Origin of the sequence: Pseudomonas campi, assembly GCF_013200955.2 — a bacterium.
GTDB lineage: Bacteria > Pseudomonadota > Gammaproteobacteria > Pseudomonadales > Pseudomonadaceae > Aquipseudomonas > Aquipseudomonas campi.
Genome location: NZ_CP053697.2, coordinates 3,500,451 through 3,517,934 on the forward strand (window position 1 = coordinate 3,500,451; position 17,484 = coordinate 3,517,934).

Genomic DNA, 17,484 nt, shown 5'->3' on the forward strand with positions numbered 1-17,484 from the left:
TGTTTTCAACAATGGCCGGCGATGATAGCAGAACCGGCCTTTGCTGAACACTAATCACCATCATACTCCCGATAGACTCCATCAATCAGCTTGACGCCGCAGGAAAGCCGGAATGTCCAAATAGTCCAGATCGTCCTGGCTATTCAGCTTGGCCGCAGCGGCAGCGCCGGCGTGGCTTTGACGCTGAACGGTGGGGCGCTCGTAGTCCTTGTAGTTGACGGTTTGCGACTCGCTGGCACGCGGTGCTGCACTGGTCATCGCAGCCGGAGAGCTGGAAACGGCAGCGATAGTGTTGTCGACCACCTTGACCGGCTTCTCAATCCGCGCACCCAGACCGGTGGCAACCACGGTGACATGCAGCTCGTCGCGCATATCCGGATCGATGACCGCGCCGACCTTGACGGTGGCGTGCTCGGAAGCGAAGGCCTCGATGATCTCGCCGACTGCGGCGTACTCACCGAGCGACAGATCCAGACCAGCGGTGATGTTGACCAGGATGCCACGTGCGCCCTGCAGATTGACGTCTTCCAGCAGCGGGTTGCGAATGGCCGCTTCGGTGGCTTCGCGAGCACGGTTCGGACCGCTGGCGCAGCCGGTACCCATCATCGCCATGCCCATTTCGCCCATCACGGTTTTCACGTCGGCGAAGTCGACGTTCATCAGGCCCGGACGCTGCATGATGTCGGAGATGCCGCGCACGGCACCGGCCAGCACGTCGTCAGCCTTGGCGAAGGCGGACAGCAGGCTGGCGTCCTTGCCGAGGATTGTCAGCAGCTTTTCGTTGGGGATGGTGATCAGCGAATCAACCACGTCGGCCAGGGCACGGATACCCTCGTCGGCGACCTGCATGCGCTTGCGCCCTTCGAACGGGAACGGACGGGTCACCACCGCAACGGTGAGGATGCCCATCTCTTTCGCCACTTCGGCAATCACCGGGGCTGCACCGGTACCGGTACCGCCACCCATGCCGGTGGTAATGAATACCATGTCGGCGCCACGCAGCACTTCGGCGATGCGCTCACGATCTTCCAGAGCGGCCTGACGACCGATTTCCGGATTGGTGCCGGCACCCAGACCCTTGGTCACACCAGTGCCGAGTTGCAGCACGCTGCGTGCGCCGACATTTTTCAGGGCCTGGGCATCGGTGTTGGCGCAGATGAACTCGACGCCTTCGATGTTGTTTTTGACCATGTGATTGACGGCATTGCCACCGCCGCCACCCACGCCGATCACTTTGATAACTGCGCTTTGCGGAACGTTATCTACGAGTTCGAACATTTCCCCTCTCCTTATTTTCTAGTTGTATCGCCTACAGCTAACCGCGGGTGTTGCTTTCAAAAATTGCCCTGGACCCAGCGTTTCAGCCGTTCCAGTACAGGTGCTTTGGGTTCATCGCTAAACAGGTTGCTGCCAGACATGGAGATGCCATCGGCCTGCTTCTGCAAGCCGTACATGAGCAGGCCCACGCCTGTCGAATAGATAGGATTACGCACGACGTCGGCCAGTCCCTTGACGCTGTGTGGTACGCCCAGACGCACCGGCATGTGAAAGATCTCTTCGGCCAGTTCGACGGCACCTTCCATCTTGGCGGTGCCACCGGTGAGGACGATCCCGGCCGGGATCATGTCCTCATAACCACTGCGCCGCAGCTCGGCCTGAATCAGGGTGAAAAGCTCGTCGTAACGGGGCTCGACAACCTCGGCCAGAGCCTGACGGGACAGTTCCCGCGGTGGCCGGTCGCCCACACTGGGAACCTTGATGGTTTCCCCGGCACCGGCCAGTTTGGCTAGGGCGCAAGCATAACGAATCTTGATCTCCTCGGCATACTGGGTCGGGGTGCGTAATGCCATGGCGATATCATTGGTAACCTGGTCGCCGGCGATCGGAATCACCGCCGTGTGACGTATCGCACCTTCCGTGAAGATGGCGATGTCGGTGGTACCGCCACCGATGTCGACCAGGCACACGCCCAGTTCCTTCTCGTCGTCGGTCAGCACCGCATAGGCCGAGGCCAGTTGTTCGAGAATGATGTCGTCGACTTCCAGGCCGCAACGGCGCACACACTTCTCGACGTTCTGCGCGGCGTTTACCGCGCAGGTCACCACATGCACCTTGGCTTCCAGGCGCACGCCGGACATGCCCAGCGGCTCGCGCACGCCTTCCTGGTTATCGATCACATAATCCTGCGGCAGGGTGTGCAGCACACGCTGATCCGCCGGGATGGCCACGGCCTGGGCGGCATCCAGCACGCGCTCGAGGTCGGCCGGGCTGACTTCGCGGTCGCGGATGGCGACGATGCCGTGGCTATTGAGGCTGCGGATATGGTTGCCGGCCACGCCGACGAAAGCCGAGTGGATACGGCAGCCAGCCATCAGCTGGGCTTCTTCGACGGCGCGCTGGATCGACTGCACGGTGGACTCGATGTTCACCACCACACCCTTCTTCAGGCCGCGCGACGGATGGGTGCCGATGCCGACGATTTCCAGTTGGCCGTCCGCGTTCACCTCGCCCACCAGCGCCACCACCTTGGAGGTGCCGATATCGAGGCCGACGATCATCTTGCCGCTCTGCACACTTGCCATGGTTCTACGTTCTCCTCAATTCACTGCACGGCGGCGGGTTCAGCCGCCGTTGGCGCCACCGGCGTGCGCCAGGCCACGGCCAGGCCGTTGGCGTAACGCAGGTCGATACGCGCGATATTCGCGATCTGCTCTTTCAGCACCTTGTCGTAGATGGCGCTGAAACGACGCATTTTTTCCACCAGATGATCCCGCCCGAGGAGGATGTCCACGCCCTGACCGGTGCTGATGAACCAGCTGCCGTGCTCGCGCAACTCCAGGGCCACAATGGAAAAGCCCAGCGGGCGCAGCATCTGGCTGAGTACCTGGTACTGCTGCATCACCTGCTGCTGGGCGCGTTGCGGTCCGGACAGCAGCGGCAGGTTCTCGTAGTGGGTCAGCTCGCGCGGGGCGAAGGCCTGGCCCTGGTTGTTGAGCAGCGCCTCATTGCCCCAGCGGGCCACCGGCAATTGCTCTTCCAAACGAATGGACACCTGATCCGGCCACACCCGACGTACTTCGGCACGGGCGATCCACGGCATACGCTCCAGTTCGGCGCGCATGCCGGTCATGTCGACGGTGAAGAAGCTGCTGGCAATGAACGGTGCGATACGTTCCTGCACGGCCTGCTGGCTGATGTAGCTCAGCTCGCCCTGCACACTGACCCGCGCAATCGGTCGATCGGCGTAGGGGATCAGACGCTGGGCCAGCTCATAAGTCGCGAAACCCAGACCGACCAGCAGCAGCGGCCACAGCAAACGTTTCAGACCACTGAAGTCCGGCTTCGGCAGGCGTGCCGCCAGCGGTTCCTTGGCCACCATCCGGCTCGCCCCGCGCGCAGCGATAGGCTGACGCCGGGTGGCGCCTCCTATGGGCTGCGGGTGACGGAGAGTGGCGCCCATGAGTTAACCCCTGGTCTCGACGCTGTCGGCAAGAATCGCCAGCACCAGCTGTTGGAAATCCAGACCGGCAGCACGGGCCGCCATCGGCACCAGGCTGTGGTCGGTCATGCCCGGTACGGTGTTGACTTCCAGTAGCCAAAACTTGCCGGCTGCATCCTGCATCACGTCGGCGCGAGCCCAGCCCTGAGTGCCCACGGCCTCGCAGGCACGCGCGGTGAGCTCCTTCAATTCCGCCTCTTTCTCGGCCGAGAGGCCGCAAGGGATGCGGTACTGGGTGTCATTGGCCAGGTACTTGGCGTCGTAGTCGTAGAAGGTATGCGGAGTGCCCAGACCGATCGGCGGCAGCACCTGGCCACGCAGCATGGCAACTGTGTACTCGGGACCATCGATCATCTGCTCGACCAGCACCTGCGAGTCGTACTGGCTGGCGTCTTTCCAGGCCGCGATCAGTGCGTCGACATCGGCGACCTTGGCCATGCCGATGCTGGAGCCTTCGTGGGCCGGCTTAACGAACAGGGGGAAGCCCAGCTCGGCAGCCGCAGCACGGCAGTCCTCTTCGCAGGCCAGGGCGGCATGGGCAGGCGTCGGCAGACCGAGGCTCAGCCACACACGTTTGGTGCGCAGCTTGTCCATGGCCAGGGCGGAGGCAAGGATGCCACTGCCGGTGTAGGGGATGCCGGCGCATTCCAGCAGGCCCTGCATGGCGCCGTCTTCGCCGCCACGGCCGTGCAGCACGATAAAGGCGCGGTCGATCTTCTCGCTGGTCAGGCGCTGCAGCAGGTCATCGCCAACGTCGATGCCGAAGGCGTCCACACCGGCCGCCTGCAGGGCTTGCAGCACGGCAGCGCCGGATTTCAGCGAGACCTCGCGCTCGGCGCTCTTGCCACCGAACAGCACGGCGACGCGGCCGAAAGCCTGGGGATCGAGGGTGGATTGCAGACTCATTTCGACTCACCTTGAACAGCGAATAGCGGGTGCTTGATCAGTTGCGGGGCCACGCCGCCGATATCACCGGCGCCCTGGCACAACAGGATGTCGCCGGCACGCAGCAGCGGCTTGAGCAGCGGCGCCAGGTCGGTGCCGCGCTCGACATAGATCGGGTCCAGCTGGCCACGCTGGCGGATGCTGTGGCACAGGTGACGGCTGTCGGCACCCGGGATAGGCGTTTCGCCGGCCGGATAGACCTCCAGCAACAGCAGGACCTTGGCGTCACCGAGGACCTGGACGAAGTCGTCGTACAGGTCGCGGGTGCGGCTGTAGCGGTGCGGCTGGTAGACCATCACCAGGCGGCGCTCCGGCCAGCCACCACGCACGGCCTTGATCACCGCGGCGACTTCACGCGGGTGGTGGCCGTAGTCGTCGACCAGCATCACGCTGCCGCCGTCCACCGGCAGATCGCCGTACACCTGGAAGCGCCGGCCGACGCCCTGGAAGCCGGACAGACCGGCGACGATGGCGGCATCGTCGATGCCTTCGTCGGTGGCGATGGCGATGGTCGCCAGGGAGTTCAGAACGTTGTGGTTGCCCGGCATGTTGACCGACACATCCAGCGGCTCGCGGTCACGGCGCAGCACGGTGAAGTGGGTCTGCATGCCCTCTTGGCGCACATTAATCGCGCGCACGTCGGCATCTTCGGCGAAGCCGTAGGTCACGGTCGGACGGGCCACCTGCGGCAGCAGCTCGCGCACCACCGGGTCGTCCACGCAGAGCACGGCCAGGCCATAGAACGGCAGGTTGTGCAGGAATTCGATGAAGGTCTTCTTCAGGACATTGAAGTCGCCGCCGTAGGTGCTCATGTGGTCGGCGTCGATATTGGTGACCACCGAAACCATCGGCTGCAGGTGCAGGAAGCTGGCGTCGCTTTCGTCCGCCTCGGCGATCAGGTAGCGGCTGCTACCGAGCTGGGCATTGGTGCCGGCGGCGTTCAGGCGGCCACCGATGACGAAGGTCGGGTCCAGGCCGCCGGCGGCAAATACCGAGGCCAGCAGGCTGGTGGTGGTGGTTTTGCCATGGGTGCCGGCGACGGCGATGCCATGGCGGTAGCGCATCAGTTCGGCGAGCATCTCGGCGCGCGGCACCACCGGAATGCGGCGTTCCAGGGCAGTGGCGACTTCCGGATTGCTGGTATTCACAGCGCTGGACACCACCAGCACGTCGGCCTGCTCGGCGTTCTCCGCGCGATGGCCGATGAAGATGATGGCGCCGAAGCTTTCCAGACGCTCGGTCACGGCCGAGGCCTTGAGGTCGGAACCGGAGACTTCGTAGCCGAGGTTGAGCAGCACTTCGGCGATGCCGCACATACCGGCGCCGCCGATGCCAACGAAGTGAATGCGGCGGATACGGCGCATGCGGCGGATTTCCGAGCGTGCAGCGGCAGGGGATTTAGCCACGGGCCACCTCCAGGCAGGTTTCCACCACTGTGCGGGTGGCATCCGGTTTGGCCAGGCGACGCGCAGTGCGGCCCATGTCCAGGAGTTTTTCAGGGTGCATCAGAACCTCGATCAGCTGCGCGGCAAGCGTGTCCGCGTCAGTCGCATGTTGCGGGAGAAGGAAGGCCGCGCCCTCCTTCGCCAGGTATTCGGCATTACGGGTCTGGTGGTCGTCGATCGCGTGCGGCAGCGGCACCAGGAAGGACGGCAGACCAGCGGCAGCCAGTTCGCTGATGGTCAGCGCGCCGGCGCGGCACACCACCAGGTCGGCCCAGGCGTAGGCATGGGCCATATCCTTGATGAAGGGCGCGACCTCGGCTTCGACCGCAACCTGGCGATAACGCTCCGCGGTAATCTCGGCATGTTGCTTGCCCGCCTGGTGGAACAGTTGCGGACGCAGCTCGGCCGGCACCTTGGCCAGTGCCGCCGGCAGCAGCTTGTTCAGCGGCTCGGCGCCCAGGCTGCCGCCCAGCACCAGCAGACGCGGCTTGCGCTTGCTCAGCGAGTCACGCGGGGTTTCCAGGAACAGTTCCTCGCGCACCGGGTTGCCGGTGGTGCGGCGCTTAGCACTGTTGCCGAAGGTATTCGGGAAGCCTTCACAGACGCGGCTGGCGAACGGCACCAGGCTGCGGTTGGCAGTGCCGGCCACGGCGTTCTGCTCCTGGATGATCAGCGGCGCACCACTCATCCGCGCCGCCAGGCCGCCGGGGCCGGTGACATAGCCGCCCATGCCCAGCACGCACACCGGCTGCAGCTCGCGCATGATCCGCCGCGCCTGCCACAGGGCACGCAGCAGCTGGAACGGAGCCTTGAGCAGGGCCAGCTTGCTCTTGCCACGCAGGCCGCTGACGTCGATCAGGTGCAGCGGCAGGCCCGCCGCCGGCACCAGTTCATTCTCGATGCCGCGCGGAGTACCCAGCCAGTGCACGTTGTAGCCACGCGCCGTGAACTCACGGGCACAAGCCAGCGCCGGGAACACGTGGCCGCCGGTGCCGCCGGCCATGATCAGCACATTAGCGCCCATGACGGACCTCCTCGGCGCTCTGGCCATCGAAGAAGTCGGCCTCGCTGAACTCGAACTCCTCGCTGCCCAGCGAGGTACGTCGTTCCCACTCGATGCGCAGGAGCAGCGCCAGGCTGACGCAGCAGATCACCAGGGAGCTGCCGCCGTAGCTGAGGAACGGCAAAGTCAGGCCCTTGGTCGGCAGCAGGCCGACGTTCACCCCGATATTGATCAGCACCTGGCCGATCCACAGGAAGGCCAGACCGTAGGCCACATAGGCGGCGAAGAACTGCTTGGCCTTCTCCGCCCACAGACCGATATACAGGGCACGCACGCTGACGAAGACGAACAGTGCCACGGTCAGCAGCGCGCCGATCATACCCAGCTCTTCGGCGAGTACGGCGAAGACGAAGTCGGTATGCGCTTCCGGCAGGTAGAACTGCTTCTGGATGCTGTTGCCCAGGCCGACACCGAACCATTCGCCACGGCCGAAGGCGATCAGCGCCTGGCTCAGCTGATAACCGGCGCCGTACTGGTCGGCCCAGGGATCGACGAAGTTGGTCAGGCGCTGCAGGCGATAGGCCTGGCTGGTCATCACCAGCGCCCCCAGCGCCAGTACACCGGCGGCCAGCGGGATGAAGCGCAGCAGGTTGATGCCGCCGAGGAACAGCATGGCAATCGCGGCACCGACCAGTACCACGGTGGCGCCGAAGTCCGGTTCGGCCAGCAGCAAGGCGGCCATCGGCCCCAACACCAGCATCGGCTTGAGGAAGCCGGTGAGCTTCTCACGCACTTCTTCCTGGCGCCGCACCAGGTAGGCGGCAATGAACATCACGGTGAACAGCTTGGCCAGCTCGGAGGGCTGCAGGTTGAACAGGCCGAAGCCGATCCAGCGCTTGGCGCCGTTGACCTCACGGCCGATGCCCGGCAACAGCACCAGGATCAGCAGAACGAAGGCGATCAGCAGCAGCGCGCCACTGAAACGCTGCCACATCGCCATGGGCACCAGCAGCGTGGCAAACGCAGCGGCCAGGCCGATTAGCAGATAAATCAGGTGACGCACCATGTGGTACAGCGGGTTGCCGGACAGCGCCGCGGCGACTTCCGAGGAGGCCGAGGTGATCATCACCAGCCCCAGACCGAGCAGTGCCAGGCAGCCGGCCAGCAACGGGAAGTCGAGGTCGATACCGCGACGGGTATTCAGTGGCGACGGTGCGGCGAGCAGTTGCGCAAGCATCACTGCAGTCCCTCCGCGGCCTGGGCGAACAGACGCCCGCGTTCTTCGAAGTTCTTGAACATGTCCAGGCTGGCGCAGGCCGGCGACAACAGCACGGCATCGCCGGTTTCGGCCAGCTCGGCGCAGCGCTGCACGGCTTCGTCGAGGCTGTTGACCCGCACCAGCGGCGCGGCATCACCCAGGGCGGCGGCAATCAGCTCGGCATCACGACCGAGCAGCACCACGGCGCGGCAGAACCGGGCCACCGGTGCTTTCAAGGCAGAGAAATCGGCACCCTTGCCGTCGCCACCGGCGATCAGCACCAGCTTGCCGGCGATATCGGCGCCCAGGCCTTCGATGGCAGCCAGGGCAGCGCCGACGTTGGTGGCCTTGGAGTCGTCGTAGTAGCTCACCCCACGCAGCTCGCGAACCCACTGGCAACGATGGGCCAGGCCGGCGAAGGTCTGCAGGGTCGCCAGCATCGGCGCCATCGGCAGGCCGGCAGCATGGCCCAGGGCCAGGGCCGCCAGGGCGTTGGACTGGTTGTGCGCGCCACGGATCTTCAGCGCGGAAGTCGGCAGCAGGGCCTCGAACTGGAAGGCCAGGTGCTTCTCGCCGCCCTCTTCGATCAGGCCGAAGCGCTTGAAGTCGGGCTTGCCCAAGCCGAATTCCCAGCAGGGCAGCTGGTCGGCGATCAGCGGACGCGACAGGGCGTCGTCACGATTCACCACCACCTGACGCGCGCCACGGAAGATGCGGTGCTTGGCCAGGTGGTACTGCGGCATGCCGGCATAGCGATCCATATGGTCTTCGCTGATGTTCAGGCAGGTAGCCACTTCGGCATTCAGCTGGTCGGTGGTTTCCAGCTGGAAGCTGGACAGCTCCAGTACATACAGCTCGACGTCATCGTTGAGCAGGTCCAGCGCCGGGGTGCCGAGGTTGCCGCCGACGGCGACCTTCTTGCCGGCGGCCGCGGCCATCTCGCCGACCAGGGTGGTCACGGTGCTTTTGGCGTTGGAGCCGGTGATAGCGATGATCGGCGCCTTGGCATGGCGGGCGAACAATTCGATGTCGCCGGACAGCTTGACCCCGCGCGCGGCCGCAGCCTGCAGCGCCGGGGTGGCGATGGCCAGGCCCGGGCTGACGTACAGCTCCGAGGCGCGGCAGAGGAAGTCCACGTCCAGCTCGCCGCAGCGCACATCCACCTGCGGATAATCGCGTTGCAGGGTCGCCAGCTCCGGCGGGTTCGCGCGCGTATCCGCCACGGCAAAGCGCACGCCCTGTTGCGCGAGGAAGCGCACCAGGGACATGCCGCTCTTGCCGAGGCCGACAACGATGCGGAACTGGTCGGAAGCGATCAGCGACACTGTCAATTACCTCAGTTTCAGGGTGGCAAGGCCGATCAGCACGAGGATCACCGTGATGATCCAGAAGCGCACGATCACCCGGGGCTCGGGCCAGCCTTTCAATTCAAAGTGGTGGTGGATCGGCGCCATGCGGAACACGCGCTTGCCGGTCAGCTTGAAGCTGGCGACCTGGATGATCACCGACAGGGTTTCCATGACGAACACGCCACCCATGATGAACAGCACGATTTCCTGACGGACGATCACGGCGATGGTGCCCAGTGCGGCGCCCAGCGCCAGCGCACCGACGTCACCCATGAAGACCTGGGCCGGGTAGGTGTTGAACCAGAGGAAACCGAGGCCGGCACCGACCAGCGCGGCGCAGAACACGATCAGCTCGCCGGCACCCGGCACATAAGGAATCAGCAGGTAATCGGAGAAATTCACGTTGCCCGACAGGTAGCAGAAAATCCCCAGCGCGCCGCCAACCATCACGGTCGGCAGAATGGCCAGGCCATCGAGGCCGTCGGTCAGGTTGACCGCGTTGCTGGTGCCGACGATGACGAAGTAGGTCAGCAGTACGAAGCCCACGCCCAGAGGAATGGCGACGTCCTTCAGTACCGGCACGATCAGGGTGGTTTCCACCGGACTCTGCGCGGTCACATAAAGGAAGATCGCCGCGCCCAGGCCGAATACCGATTGCCAGAAATACTTCCAGCGGCTCGGCAGACCACGGGAGTTCTTCTCGATCACCTTGCGGTAGTCGTCGACCCAGCCGATGGCGCCGAACAGCAGGGTCACGGCCAGCACCGTCCACACGTAGCGGTTGGAGAGGTCGGCCCAGAGCAGGGTGCTGACGGCGATGGCGGTGAGGATCAGCGCGCCACCCATGGTCGGCGTGCCTTTCTTCGACAGGTGCGATTGCGGGCCGTCGTTGCGCACCGACTGGCCGATCTGACGGATCTGCAGGGTGCGGATCATCCACGGCCCCAGCCACAGCGACAGGGCCAGGGCGGTCAGCACCCCGAGAATCCCGCGCAGGGTCAGGTACTGGAACACACCGAAACCGGTGTAGAACTGTTGCAGGTACTCCGCCAGCAGCAGCAGCATTTAGTGAGCCTCCCCCGATGCACAGAGAGCCGCGACGACTTTTTCCATCGCCGCGCTGCGCGAACCTTTAATTAGAATGGTGGTGTCGCCCGATTCGCAGCGAAGTGCCGCGATCAAGCTGGCTTGATCGGCGAAGTGCTGTCCTTGCGTACCGAATGCCTTGACGGCATGGGCCATCAGCGGGCCCACGGCATACAGCGCGCTGACCTTGCCGGCGGCATAAGCGCCGACATCGCGATGGCCTTGCTCGGCCCACTCGCCCAACTCGCCCATATCCCCAAGCACCAGAACGGTGCGACCGGAGAAGGCGGCGAGTATATCAACGGCGGCGCACATCGAAATCGGGTTGGCGTTGTAGGTGTCGTCGATCACTCGCGCACCGTTCGTCGCCAGCTGAGCAACGGCGCGGCCTTTGACCGGCTGCAGGCTTTCCAGCCCGGCCTGGATCCCGACCAGCGGCACACCCAGGGCATGCGCGGCGGCAGCGGCGGCCAGGGCGTTGGCCACGTTGTGGTTGCCCAGCAGGTTGAGCTGAATGCGCGCGCTGCCCGCCGGGCTGCTCAGGGTGAAAGCCATGCAGCCGCGGGCATCGCGGGCCAGCTCGGCGGCATGGAAGTCGGCACGGCTGTCATGCAGGGCGAAGCTCAGCACCGCACGGCCTCCGGCGCGGGCCTGCCAGATGGCGAAGGCCTTGTCGTCACGGTTGAGCACGGCGATGCCATCGGCGGCCAGGCCTTCGATAATCTCGCCCTTGGCTTCGATGATCTTGTCCGGGCCACCGAACTCGCCGACATGGGCGGTACCGGCATTGGTGATGATCGCCACGTGCGGGCGGGTCAGGCTGACGGTGTAGGCGATCTCGCCGACGTGGTTGGCACCCAGCTCGATCACCGCACCGACATGCTCCGGCGCCAGCTCCAGCAGGGTCAGCGGCGCGCCAAGATCATTGTTCAGGTTGCCACGGGTGGCCAGCACCGGGCCTTGCAGGCCGGCGCGCAGGATGCTGGCGAGCATTTCCTTGACCGTGGTCTTGCCACTGGAACCGGTCACGGCGGCCAGAGGCTGGGAGAAGGCACTGCGATTCAGCGCACCGAGACGGCCCAGGCCGACGCGGCTGTCATTGACGATCAGCTGCGGCAGATCAACGCCCGCCACTTCGCGTTCGACCAGTGCCGCTACCGCGCCTTTGCCGGCAACCTCGGCCAGGTAATCGTGGCCATCGAAGTTCGGCCCGCTCAGGGCGACAAACAGCTGGCCCGCTTCGATCTTGCGGCTGTCGGTAGAGACTGCGGAGAACGCCACATCGGCACCCAGCACACGCGCACGCAGGGCTGGTGCCACTTCACTGAGCAGCAACGGCTTAAGCATGGGCAACCTCCCAGGCCTGCAGGGCCTTGGTGGTCTCGATCAGGTCGGAGAACGGCTGACGCACGCCGTTGATCTCCTGGTAATCCTCATGGCCCTTGCCGGCCAGCACCACGACATCACCGGTCTTGGCGGCGGCGATCAGCTGGGCAATCGCCTGGCCACGGCCGTGAATGAATTCAACCTGCTCGGGCTTGGCGAAACCGGCGCGGATATCGGCGACGATCTGCGCCGGGTCTTCCGTGCGCGGATTGTCATCCGTAACCAGCACACCATCGGCCAGACGCTCGGCTACCTGAGCCATCAGCGGACGCTTGCCGCTATCCCGATCACCGCCACAGCCGAACAGGCACAGCAGACGACCGGTGACATGCGGGCGCAAGGCTTCCAGAACCTTTTCCAGGGCATCCGGAGTGTGCGCGTAATCCACCACCACCAGCGGCAGCTGGCCGCCACCGAAACGCTGCATGCGCCCGACCGGGCCTTGCAGTTGCGGCAGCAGGGCGAGAATTTCATCCAGCGGGTAGTTCAGGCCGAGCAATGCACCGACCACCGCCAGCAGATTGCTCAGGTTGAAGCGCCCGAGCAGCGGGCTGCGCAGGTTGCCCTCGCCTTGCGGGGTGACCAGGCGCGCGCGCACGCCGTGGTCATCAAAACTGGCTTCGCGGCAATAGATGTAGGCGTCGCGATTATCCAGGCTGTAGCTGATCAGGCGCGACTCATGGGACTCGGCGGCCAGCTGGCGACCGAAGGCGTCGTCCAGGTTGATCACCCGGCAACGCAGATCCGGCCAGGCGAACAGCTTGGCCTTGGCCGCGCCGTAGGCTTCCATCGAACCGTGATAGTCGAGGTGATCGCGCGACAGGTTGGTGAACACCGCCACGTCGAAGTCCAGCGCTGCCACGCGGCCTTGTTCCAGGCCGTGGGAGGAAACCTCCATGGCCATGGCGCGGGCACCGGCCTGTTTGAGGTCGGCGAGGATGGCCTGCACCGCCACCGGATCGGGTGTGGTGTGACGACCACTTTCCAGGGACTCGTAGAAACCGGTGCCGAGGGTGCCGACGATGCCGCACGGCTCGCCGAGCTGGTCCAGCGCCTGGGCCAGCAACTGGCTGACGCTGGTCTTGCCGTTGGTGCCGGTGACGCCGACCAGGCGCAGGGCACGACTCGGCTCACCGTAGAAGCGCCCGGCGATGGCCGACAGCTGGCCGACCAGGCCCTTGATCGGCAGCAGCTCGGCGCTGTGCGCGGTCATTTTCGGTGCGCCTTCGGCCTCGTAGGCCACGGCCGCGGCACCGCGCGCCACGGCATCGGCGATATGCAGGCGACCATCCTGGGCAGTACCGGGCACGGCGAGGAACAGGTCGCCGGGACGCACCTTGCGGCTGTCCAGGGTCAGTTCGCGAATCAGCGTGGCCGACTGGGCCTGGGGCAACAGTTGATTGAGTGGCATGGGCATCAGATGCGCCCTCCATTGCTGCTGCCAGCATCGGCGGTTTGTGGCGCGACGGGAGTTGGCGCGACCGGCGGCGGCAGGTTGTCCGGAGTAATGTTCATCAGGCGCAGGGAGCCGGCCATGACCCGGCTGAACACCGGTGCGGAGACCAGGCCACCGAAGTAGCCGGCCTTGCTCGGCTCGTCGATTACCACAACCATGGCGATGCGCGGGTTGCTGCTCGGCGCGAAGCCGGCAAACATCGAGCGATAGGCGTTAGCCGTGTAGCCCTTGGTTCCGACGCTGGCCTTGCGCGCCGTGCCGCTCTTGCCGGACACGTGGTAACCGGGGACCTGGGCGCGGAACACACCGCGCGGCGCTTCGATCACCTGCTGCAGCATGCCTTGCATGGTTTTCGCCACGTCCGCCGACATCACCTGCACGCCATCGGGAATACGGTCGGCGCGGGTCATGGTCAGCGGCACGCTGACACCGTTGTTGGCCAGCACGGCATAGGCATGCACCAGTTGCACCGCGGTCACCGACAGGCCGTAGCCATAGGACAGGGTGGCGGTTTCCGCCTTCGGCCACTTGCGGTGATTGGGCAGCTCGCCGACGCGCTCGCCGGGGAAGCCCAGGCCGGTGTCCTGGCCGAGGCCGAGCTGCTGCATCATGGTGTAGATGGACTCGCCGCCGATGTCGAAGGCGATCTTGCTCATGCCGACGTTGCTGGAATTGATCAGGATGCCGGTCAGATCGAGTTCGCGGCCCTGGGTCTTGGACACGTCCTTGATGGTGTAGCGACCGATCTGCAGGGAGCCGGGCCAGACTTCGACAATGTTTTCCGGCTTCCAGCGCCCGCTCTGCAGGGCGGCGCTCATCGACAGCGGCTTGACCGTGGAGCCTGGCTCGAACACGTCGATCATGGCGCGATTGCGCATGGCCGCCGGATCCAGGCTGCGGCGGTTGTTCGGGTTGTAGGTCGGCTGGTTGGCCATGGCCAGCACTTCGCCGGTCTTCACATCGATGATCACCAGGCTGCCGGCCTTGGCACCGTTCTCGACCAGCGCATTGCGCAGCTCGCGGTGGGCCAGGTACTGCAGGCGCAGGTCGATGGACAGCGCCAGGGCCTTGCCGGCCTTGGCGTTCTGGGCAACCTGGACGTCCTTGATCAGGCGACCACGGCGATCCTTGAGCACCTGGCGCTTGCCCGGCACACCGGCCAGCCACTCGTCGAACGCCAGTTCCATGCCCTCGCGGCCACGGTCATCGACGTCGGTGAAGCCGATCACGTGGGCGGTCACTTCGCCGGCCGGGTAGAAACGGCGGAACTCTTCCAGGCCATACACGCCCGGCACCTTGAGATCGAGAATGGCCTGGCCCTGCTCCGGGGTCAGGCCGCGCACCAGGTACATGAACTCGCGCGAGCTGGCCTGCTGCAGACGCTGGGCAAAGGCTTTCGGCTCCTGACCCAGGGCGGCGGCCAGATCGGCCCAGCGCGCCGGCGCCTTGGCCAGTTCCTTGCCGTTGGCCCACAGGGTGGTGACCGGCGTACTGACCGCCAGCGGTTCGCCATTGCGATCGGTGATCAGGCCGCGATGGGCCGGGATCGGGATGTGGCGCACGCTGCGCGCGTCGCCATGGGCCTGGAGGAAATCGTGATCGATCACATGCAGGTCGATGATGCGCCAGGCGATGGCACCCACCATCAGCGCCAGCAGCGCCAGCACCAGGCGGAAGCGCCAGGGATAGAGGGCGCCTTCGAGGCCGATCATGGCGCCACCATCTGTACTTCGGCGGCCTGCGGGATGCGCATGTGCAGCTGCTCGCTGGCCAGCGTCTCGATGCGGTTGTGCGCGGTCCAGGTGCTCTGCTCGAGGATCAGCCGACCCCACTCGGCCTGCGCCTTGTCGCGCACGCTGAGTTCGGCGTACAGGGCGTTGAGCAGCTGACGGTTCCAGTGCGCGCTGTAGGACACGGCAATCGCCGACAGCAGCACGCTGATAAACAGCATCAGCAGCAACAGGCTGCCTGGCGGCATGGGCTTGGCGAACAGGCGGCTCATCGCAGCTTCTCCGCCACACGCATGACCGCACTGCGCGAGCGCGGGTTGGCCTTGAGTTCGGCCTCGGAGGCGAACTGCGGCTTGCCGTGCAGCTTGAGGCGTGGCTCGAAGGCCTTGGGGATGATCGGCAGGTCGCGCGGCAGAGTGTCCACCTCGCCCTTGGCGTGACGACGCATGAACTGTTTGACGATGCGGTCTTCCAGCGAGTGGAAGCTGATCACCACCAGGCGCCCACCGACGGCCAGGCTTTCCAGCGCGGCGTCGAGGCCCTGTTCGAGATCGCCCAGCTCGTTGTTGATATAGATGCGCAGGCCCTGGAAGGCTCGGGTCGCCGGGTTCTTGCCCTTCTCCCAGGCCGGATTGGCCTCGGTGAGCACGGCCGCCAGGTCGGCGGTACGCTCAAACGGCTTAAGCGCACGGCGCTCGACCACGGCGCGGGCCATGCGCTTGGCGAAACGCTCTTCGCCGTATTCTTTGAACACCCGGGCGATTTCCTCGGCGCTGGCGCTGGCGATGAACTCGGCGGCGCTGAGGCCGGCATCCGGGTTCATGCGCATGTCCAGCGGGCCGTCATTGAGGAAGCTGAAGCCGCGTTCGGCATCGTCCAGCTGCGGCGAGGACACGCCGAGGTCGAGCAGGATGCCAGCAACCTGACCGGCCAGACCACGCACCGTCACTTCAGCACCCAGCTCGGCAAAGCTGCGCTGCACAACGACGAAGCGGCCGTCTTCGGCCGCCAGTGCATTTCCCGTGGCAATCGCCAGTGGGTCCTTGTCGAAACCCAGCAGGCGACCGTCTGGCCCGAGCCTTTCGAGGATCAGCCGACTGTGCCCTCCTCTGCCGAAGGTGCCATCCAGGTAGCAGCCATCCGCACGCACGGCGAGGCCGTCGACGGCTTCGTCGAGCAGCACGGTGATATGGCGGAAGCTATTGGTCATGGTCACAGGATCAGATCACGCAGGTCGTCCGGCAGAGCACCGGGTTGTTTGATGGCAGCCAGGTCGGCATCGGCAAGTGCGTTCCAGGCGTCCTCGTTCCACAGTTGAAACTTGTTCAGCACACCCACCAGCATCGCGTGCTTGTCCAGGCCGGCGTGGGCGCGCAGACGCGGCGGCACGAGGAAACGGCCGCTGCCGTCCAGCTCGATATCCACGGCGTTGCCGATCAGCAGGCGTTGCAGGCGACGGGTTTCTTCACGCAGGGAGGGCAATTCACGGAGTTTGGCTTCGATCAGCTCCCACTCGGGCAGCGGATACACACACAGGCAGGGGTCGACGGCATCAATGGTGACGATGAGCTGGCCGGCACAACGCGAAACGAGCTCGTCACGATACCGGCTCGGCATCGCGAGTCGCCCTTTGGCGTCGAGACTGATGGCGTTAGCTCCGCGAAACAAGGCTGCGCTTCCCCACTGTAATTAGCTTTCCATGCCCATATGACCCACTTCGTGCCACTTTGTGCCACTTCGGCACACTATAGGAATGCAGCGCCCCCAGCGTCAAGGCGCAGAAACTAGGAAAAATCCTTATGGGACGGAGATTTAGCGAACTTTGCGGGGAGTTTTGCGGGGTAAAACGAGGGCTTTTTGCAGACGAATATCAGCCGGCTCATGAGGCTGAACTTCAAACTTAAAGTAACTTCTTAAGAGTAAGATTTTTTCGGTATTACAAAGGCGGGATATTGAGGTGAAGCAGGAGGGAGAAAAAGGAGGAGAGTCGATCTGTAAGCCGGGTTCTGTCGAGGACAGTCATTCCTCTACGACGTACATCACTGCACGCCTTTAGCAACCTACCCGGTTCCAGCGCGGGCCACGCCAATGGAACCCTATTTGGTCTTGCTCCGAGTGGGGTTTACCTAGCCACGGACTGTTGCCAGCCGTGCGGTGCGCTCTTACCGCACCTTTTCACCCTTACCGGCGCTTGCGCGCTTAGGCGGTTATTTTCTGTGGCACTTTCCGTAGGCTCACGCCTCCCAGGCATTACCTGGCACTCCGCCCTATGGAGCCCGGACTTTCCTCCCCCTTCTTGCGAAGGCAGCGACTGTCCGATCGACTCT

General features: G+C 64.8%; 15 protein-coding genes and 1 other RNA gene. All 16 read right to left on the reverse strand.

Annotated elements, in window-relative coordinates:
• Window positions 1-81 precede the first annotated feature (81 nt).
• The gene (ftsZ, locus tag HNE05_RS16240; RefSeq protein WP_173209258.1) at window positions 82-1,278 is read right to left on the reverse strand and encodes a cell division protein FtsZ; all 1,197 of its coding nucleotides are present in this window, start codon (window positions 1,276-1,278) and stop codon (window positions 82-84) included.
• A 56-nt stretch (window positions 1,279-1,334) separates the two neighbouring features.
• The gene (gene ftsA, locus HNE05_RS16245; protein WP_173209260.1) at window positions 1,335-2,582 is read right to left on the reverse strand and encodes a cell division protein FtsA; all 1,248 of its coding nucleotides are present in this window, start codon (window positions 2,580-2,582) and stop codon (window positions 1,335-1,337) included.
• Between the two features lie 20 nt (window positions 2,583-2,602).
• Window positions 2,603-3,460 (reverse strand): cell division protein FtsQ/DivIB, encoded by an 858-nt coding sequence (locus HNE05_RS16250; RefSeq protein WP_173209262.1) that lies wholly within the window; start codon window positions 3,458-3,460, stop codon window positions 2,603-2,605.
• Window positions 3,461-3,463: 3 nt separating this feature from the next.
• On the reverse strand, window positions 3,464-4,405 hold the full coding sequence (locus tag HNE05_RS16255) for a D-alanine--D-alanine ligase (protein WP_173209264.1): 942 nt from the start codon (window positions 4,403-4,405) through the stop codon (window positions 3,464-3,466).
• A complete protein-coding gene (gene murC, locus HNE05_RS16260; RefSeq protein WP_173209266.1) occupies window positions 4,402-5,850 on the reverse strand; it encodes a UDP-N-acetylmuramate--L-alanine ligase in 1,449 nt (482 codons plus the stop codon). Before murC ends, HNE05_RS16255 begins: the two co-directional genes overlap by 4 nt.
• On the reverse strand, window positions 5,843-6,913 hold the full coding sequence (gene murG, locus HNE05_RS16265; RefSeq protein ID WP_173209268.1) for an undecaprenyldiphospho-muramoylpentapeptide beta-N-acetylglucosaminyltransferase: 1,071 nt from the start codon (window positions 6,911-6,913) through the stop codon (window positions 5,843-5,845). The genes murC and murG overlap by 8 nt, the downstream gene beginning before the upstream one ends.
• Window positions 6,903-8,129, reverse strand: coding sequence for a putative lipid II flippase FtsW (gene ftsW, locus HNE05_RS16270; RefSeq protein WP_173209270.1), 1,227 nt, complete (start codon window positions 8,127-8,129; stop codon window positions 6,903-6,905). The genes murG and ftsW overlap by 11 nt, the downstream gene beginning before the upstream one ends.
• Window positions 8,129-9,475, reverse strand: a complete 1,347-nt coding sequence (gene murD / locus HNE05_RS16275; protein ID WP_173209272.1) for a UDP-N-acetylmuramoyl-L-alanine--D-glutamate ligase — start codon at window positions 9,473-9,475, stop codon at window positions 8,129-8,131. Before murD ends, ftsW begins: the two co-directional genes overlap by 1 nt.
• A 6-nt stretch (window positions 9,476-9,481) precedes the next feature.
• Entirely contained in the window at window positions 9,482-10,564 is a 1,083-nt protein-coding gene (gene mraY / locus HNE05_RS16280) for a phospho-N-acetylmuramoyl-pentapeptide-transferase (protein ID WP_173209275.1), read from the reverse strand.
• Complete coding sequence (locus HNE05_RS16285; RefSeq protein WP_173209277.1) at window positions 10,565-11,932, reverse strand: UDP-N-acetylmuramoyl-tripeptide--D-alanyl-D-alanine ligase; 1,368 nt, start codon at window positions 11,930-11,932, stop codon at window positions 10,565-10,567.
• Window positions 11,925-13,388, reverse strand: coding sequence for a UDP-N-acetylmuramoyl-L-alanyl-D-glutamate--2,6-diaminopimelate ligase (locus HNE05_RS16290; protein WP_173209279.1), 1,464 nt, complete (start codon window positions 13,386-13,388; stop codon window positions 11,925-11,927). Before HNE05_RS16290 ends, HNE05_RS16285 begins: the two co-directional genes overlap by 8 nt.
• Window positions 13,388-15,139, reverse strand: coding sequence for a peptidoglycan D,D-transpeptidase FtsI family protein (locus tag HNE05_RS16295; RefSeq protein ID WP_173209281.1), 1,752 nt, complete (start codon window positions 15,137-15,139; stop codon window positions 13,388-13,390). Before HNE05_RS16295 ends, HNE05_RS16290 begins: the two co-directional genes overlap by 1 nt.
• A complete protein-coding gene (gene ftsL, locus HNE05_RS16300; RefSeq protein ID WP_173209283.1) occupies window positions 15,136-15,429 on the reverse strand; it encodes a cell division protein FtsL in 294 nt (97 codons plus the stop codon). The genes HNE05_RS16295 and ftsL overlap by 4 nt, the downstream gene beginning before the upstream one ends.
• On the reverse strand, window positions 15,426-16,367 hold the full coding sequence (gene rsmH, locus HNE05_RS16305; protein WP_173209285.1) for a 16S rRNA (cytosine(1402)-N(4))-methyltransferase RsmH: 942 nt from the start codon (window positions 16,365-16,367) through the stop codon (window positions 15,426-15,428). Before rsmH ends, ftsL begins: the two co-directional genes overlap by 4 nt.
• 2 nt (window positions 16,368-16,369) lie before the next feature.
• The gene (gene mraZ / locus HNE05_RS16310; RefSeq protein WP_173209287.1) at window positions 16,370-16,825 is read right to left on the reverse strand and encodes a division/cell wall cluster transcriptional repressor MraZ; all 456 of its coding nucleotides are present in this window, start codon (window positions 16,823-16,825) and stop codon (window positions 16,370-16,372) included.
• A gap of 311 nt (window positions 16,826-17,136) precedes the next feature.
• An RNA gene (gene rnpB, locus HNE05_RS16315) (RNase P RNA component class A) lies at window positions 17,137-17,484 on the reverse strand.

Coding starts and splice junctions, on each gene's coding strand:
- ftsZ (WP_173209258.1), bottom strand. CDS start 1,278: ATGTTCGAACTCGTAGATAACGTTCCGCAAAGCGCAGTTATCAAAGTG.
- ftsA (WP_173209260.1), bottom strand. CDS start 2,582: ATGGCAAGTGTGCAGAGCGGCAAGATGATCGTCGGCCTCGATATCGGC.
- HNE05_RS16250 (WP_173209262.1), bottom strand. CDS start 3,460: ATGGGCGCCACTCTCCGTCACCCGCAGCCCATAGGAGGCGCCACCCGG.
- HNE05_RS16255 (WP_173209264.1), bottom strand. CDS start 4,405: ATGAGTCTGCAATCCACCCTCGATCCCCAGGCTTTCGGCCGCGTCGCC.
- murG (WP_173209268.1), bottom strand. CDS start 6,913: ATGGGCGCTAATGTGCTGATCATGGCCGGCGGCACCGGCGGCCACGTG.
- ftsW (WP_173209270.1), bottom strand. CDS start 8,129: ATGCTTGCGCAACTGCTCGCCGCACCGTCGCCACTGAATACCCGTCGC.
- mraY (WP_173209275.1), bottom strand. CDS start 10,564: ATGCTGCTGCTGCTGGCGGAGTACCTGCAACAGTTCTACACCGGTTTC.
- HNE05_RS16285 (WP_173209277.1), bottom strand. CDS start 11,932: ATGCTTAAGCCGTTGCTGCTCAGTGAAGTGGCACCAGCCCTGCGTGCG.
- HNE05_RS16290 (WP_173209279.1), bottom strand. CDS start 13,388: ATGCCCATGCCACTCAATCAACTGTTGCCCCAGGCCCAGTCGGCCACG.
- HNE05_RS16295 (WP_173209281.1), bottom strand. CDS start 15,139: ATGATCGGCCTCGAAGGCGCCCTCTATCCCTGGCGCTTCCGCCTGGTG.
- ftsL (WP_173209283.1), bottom strand. CDS start 15,429: ATGAGCCGCCTGTTCGCCAAGCCCATGCCGCCAGGCAGCCTGTTGCTG.
- rsmH (WP_173209285.1), bottom strand. CDS start 16,367: ATGACCAATAGCTTCCGCCATATCACCGTGCTGCTCGACGAAGCCGTC.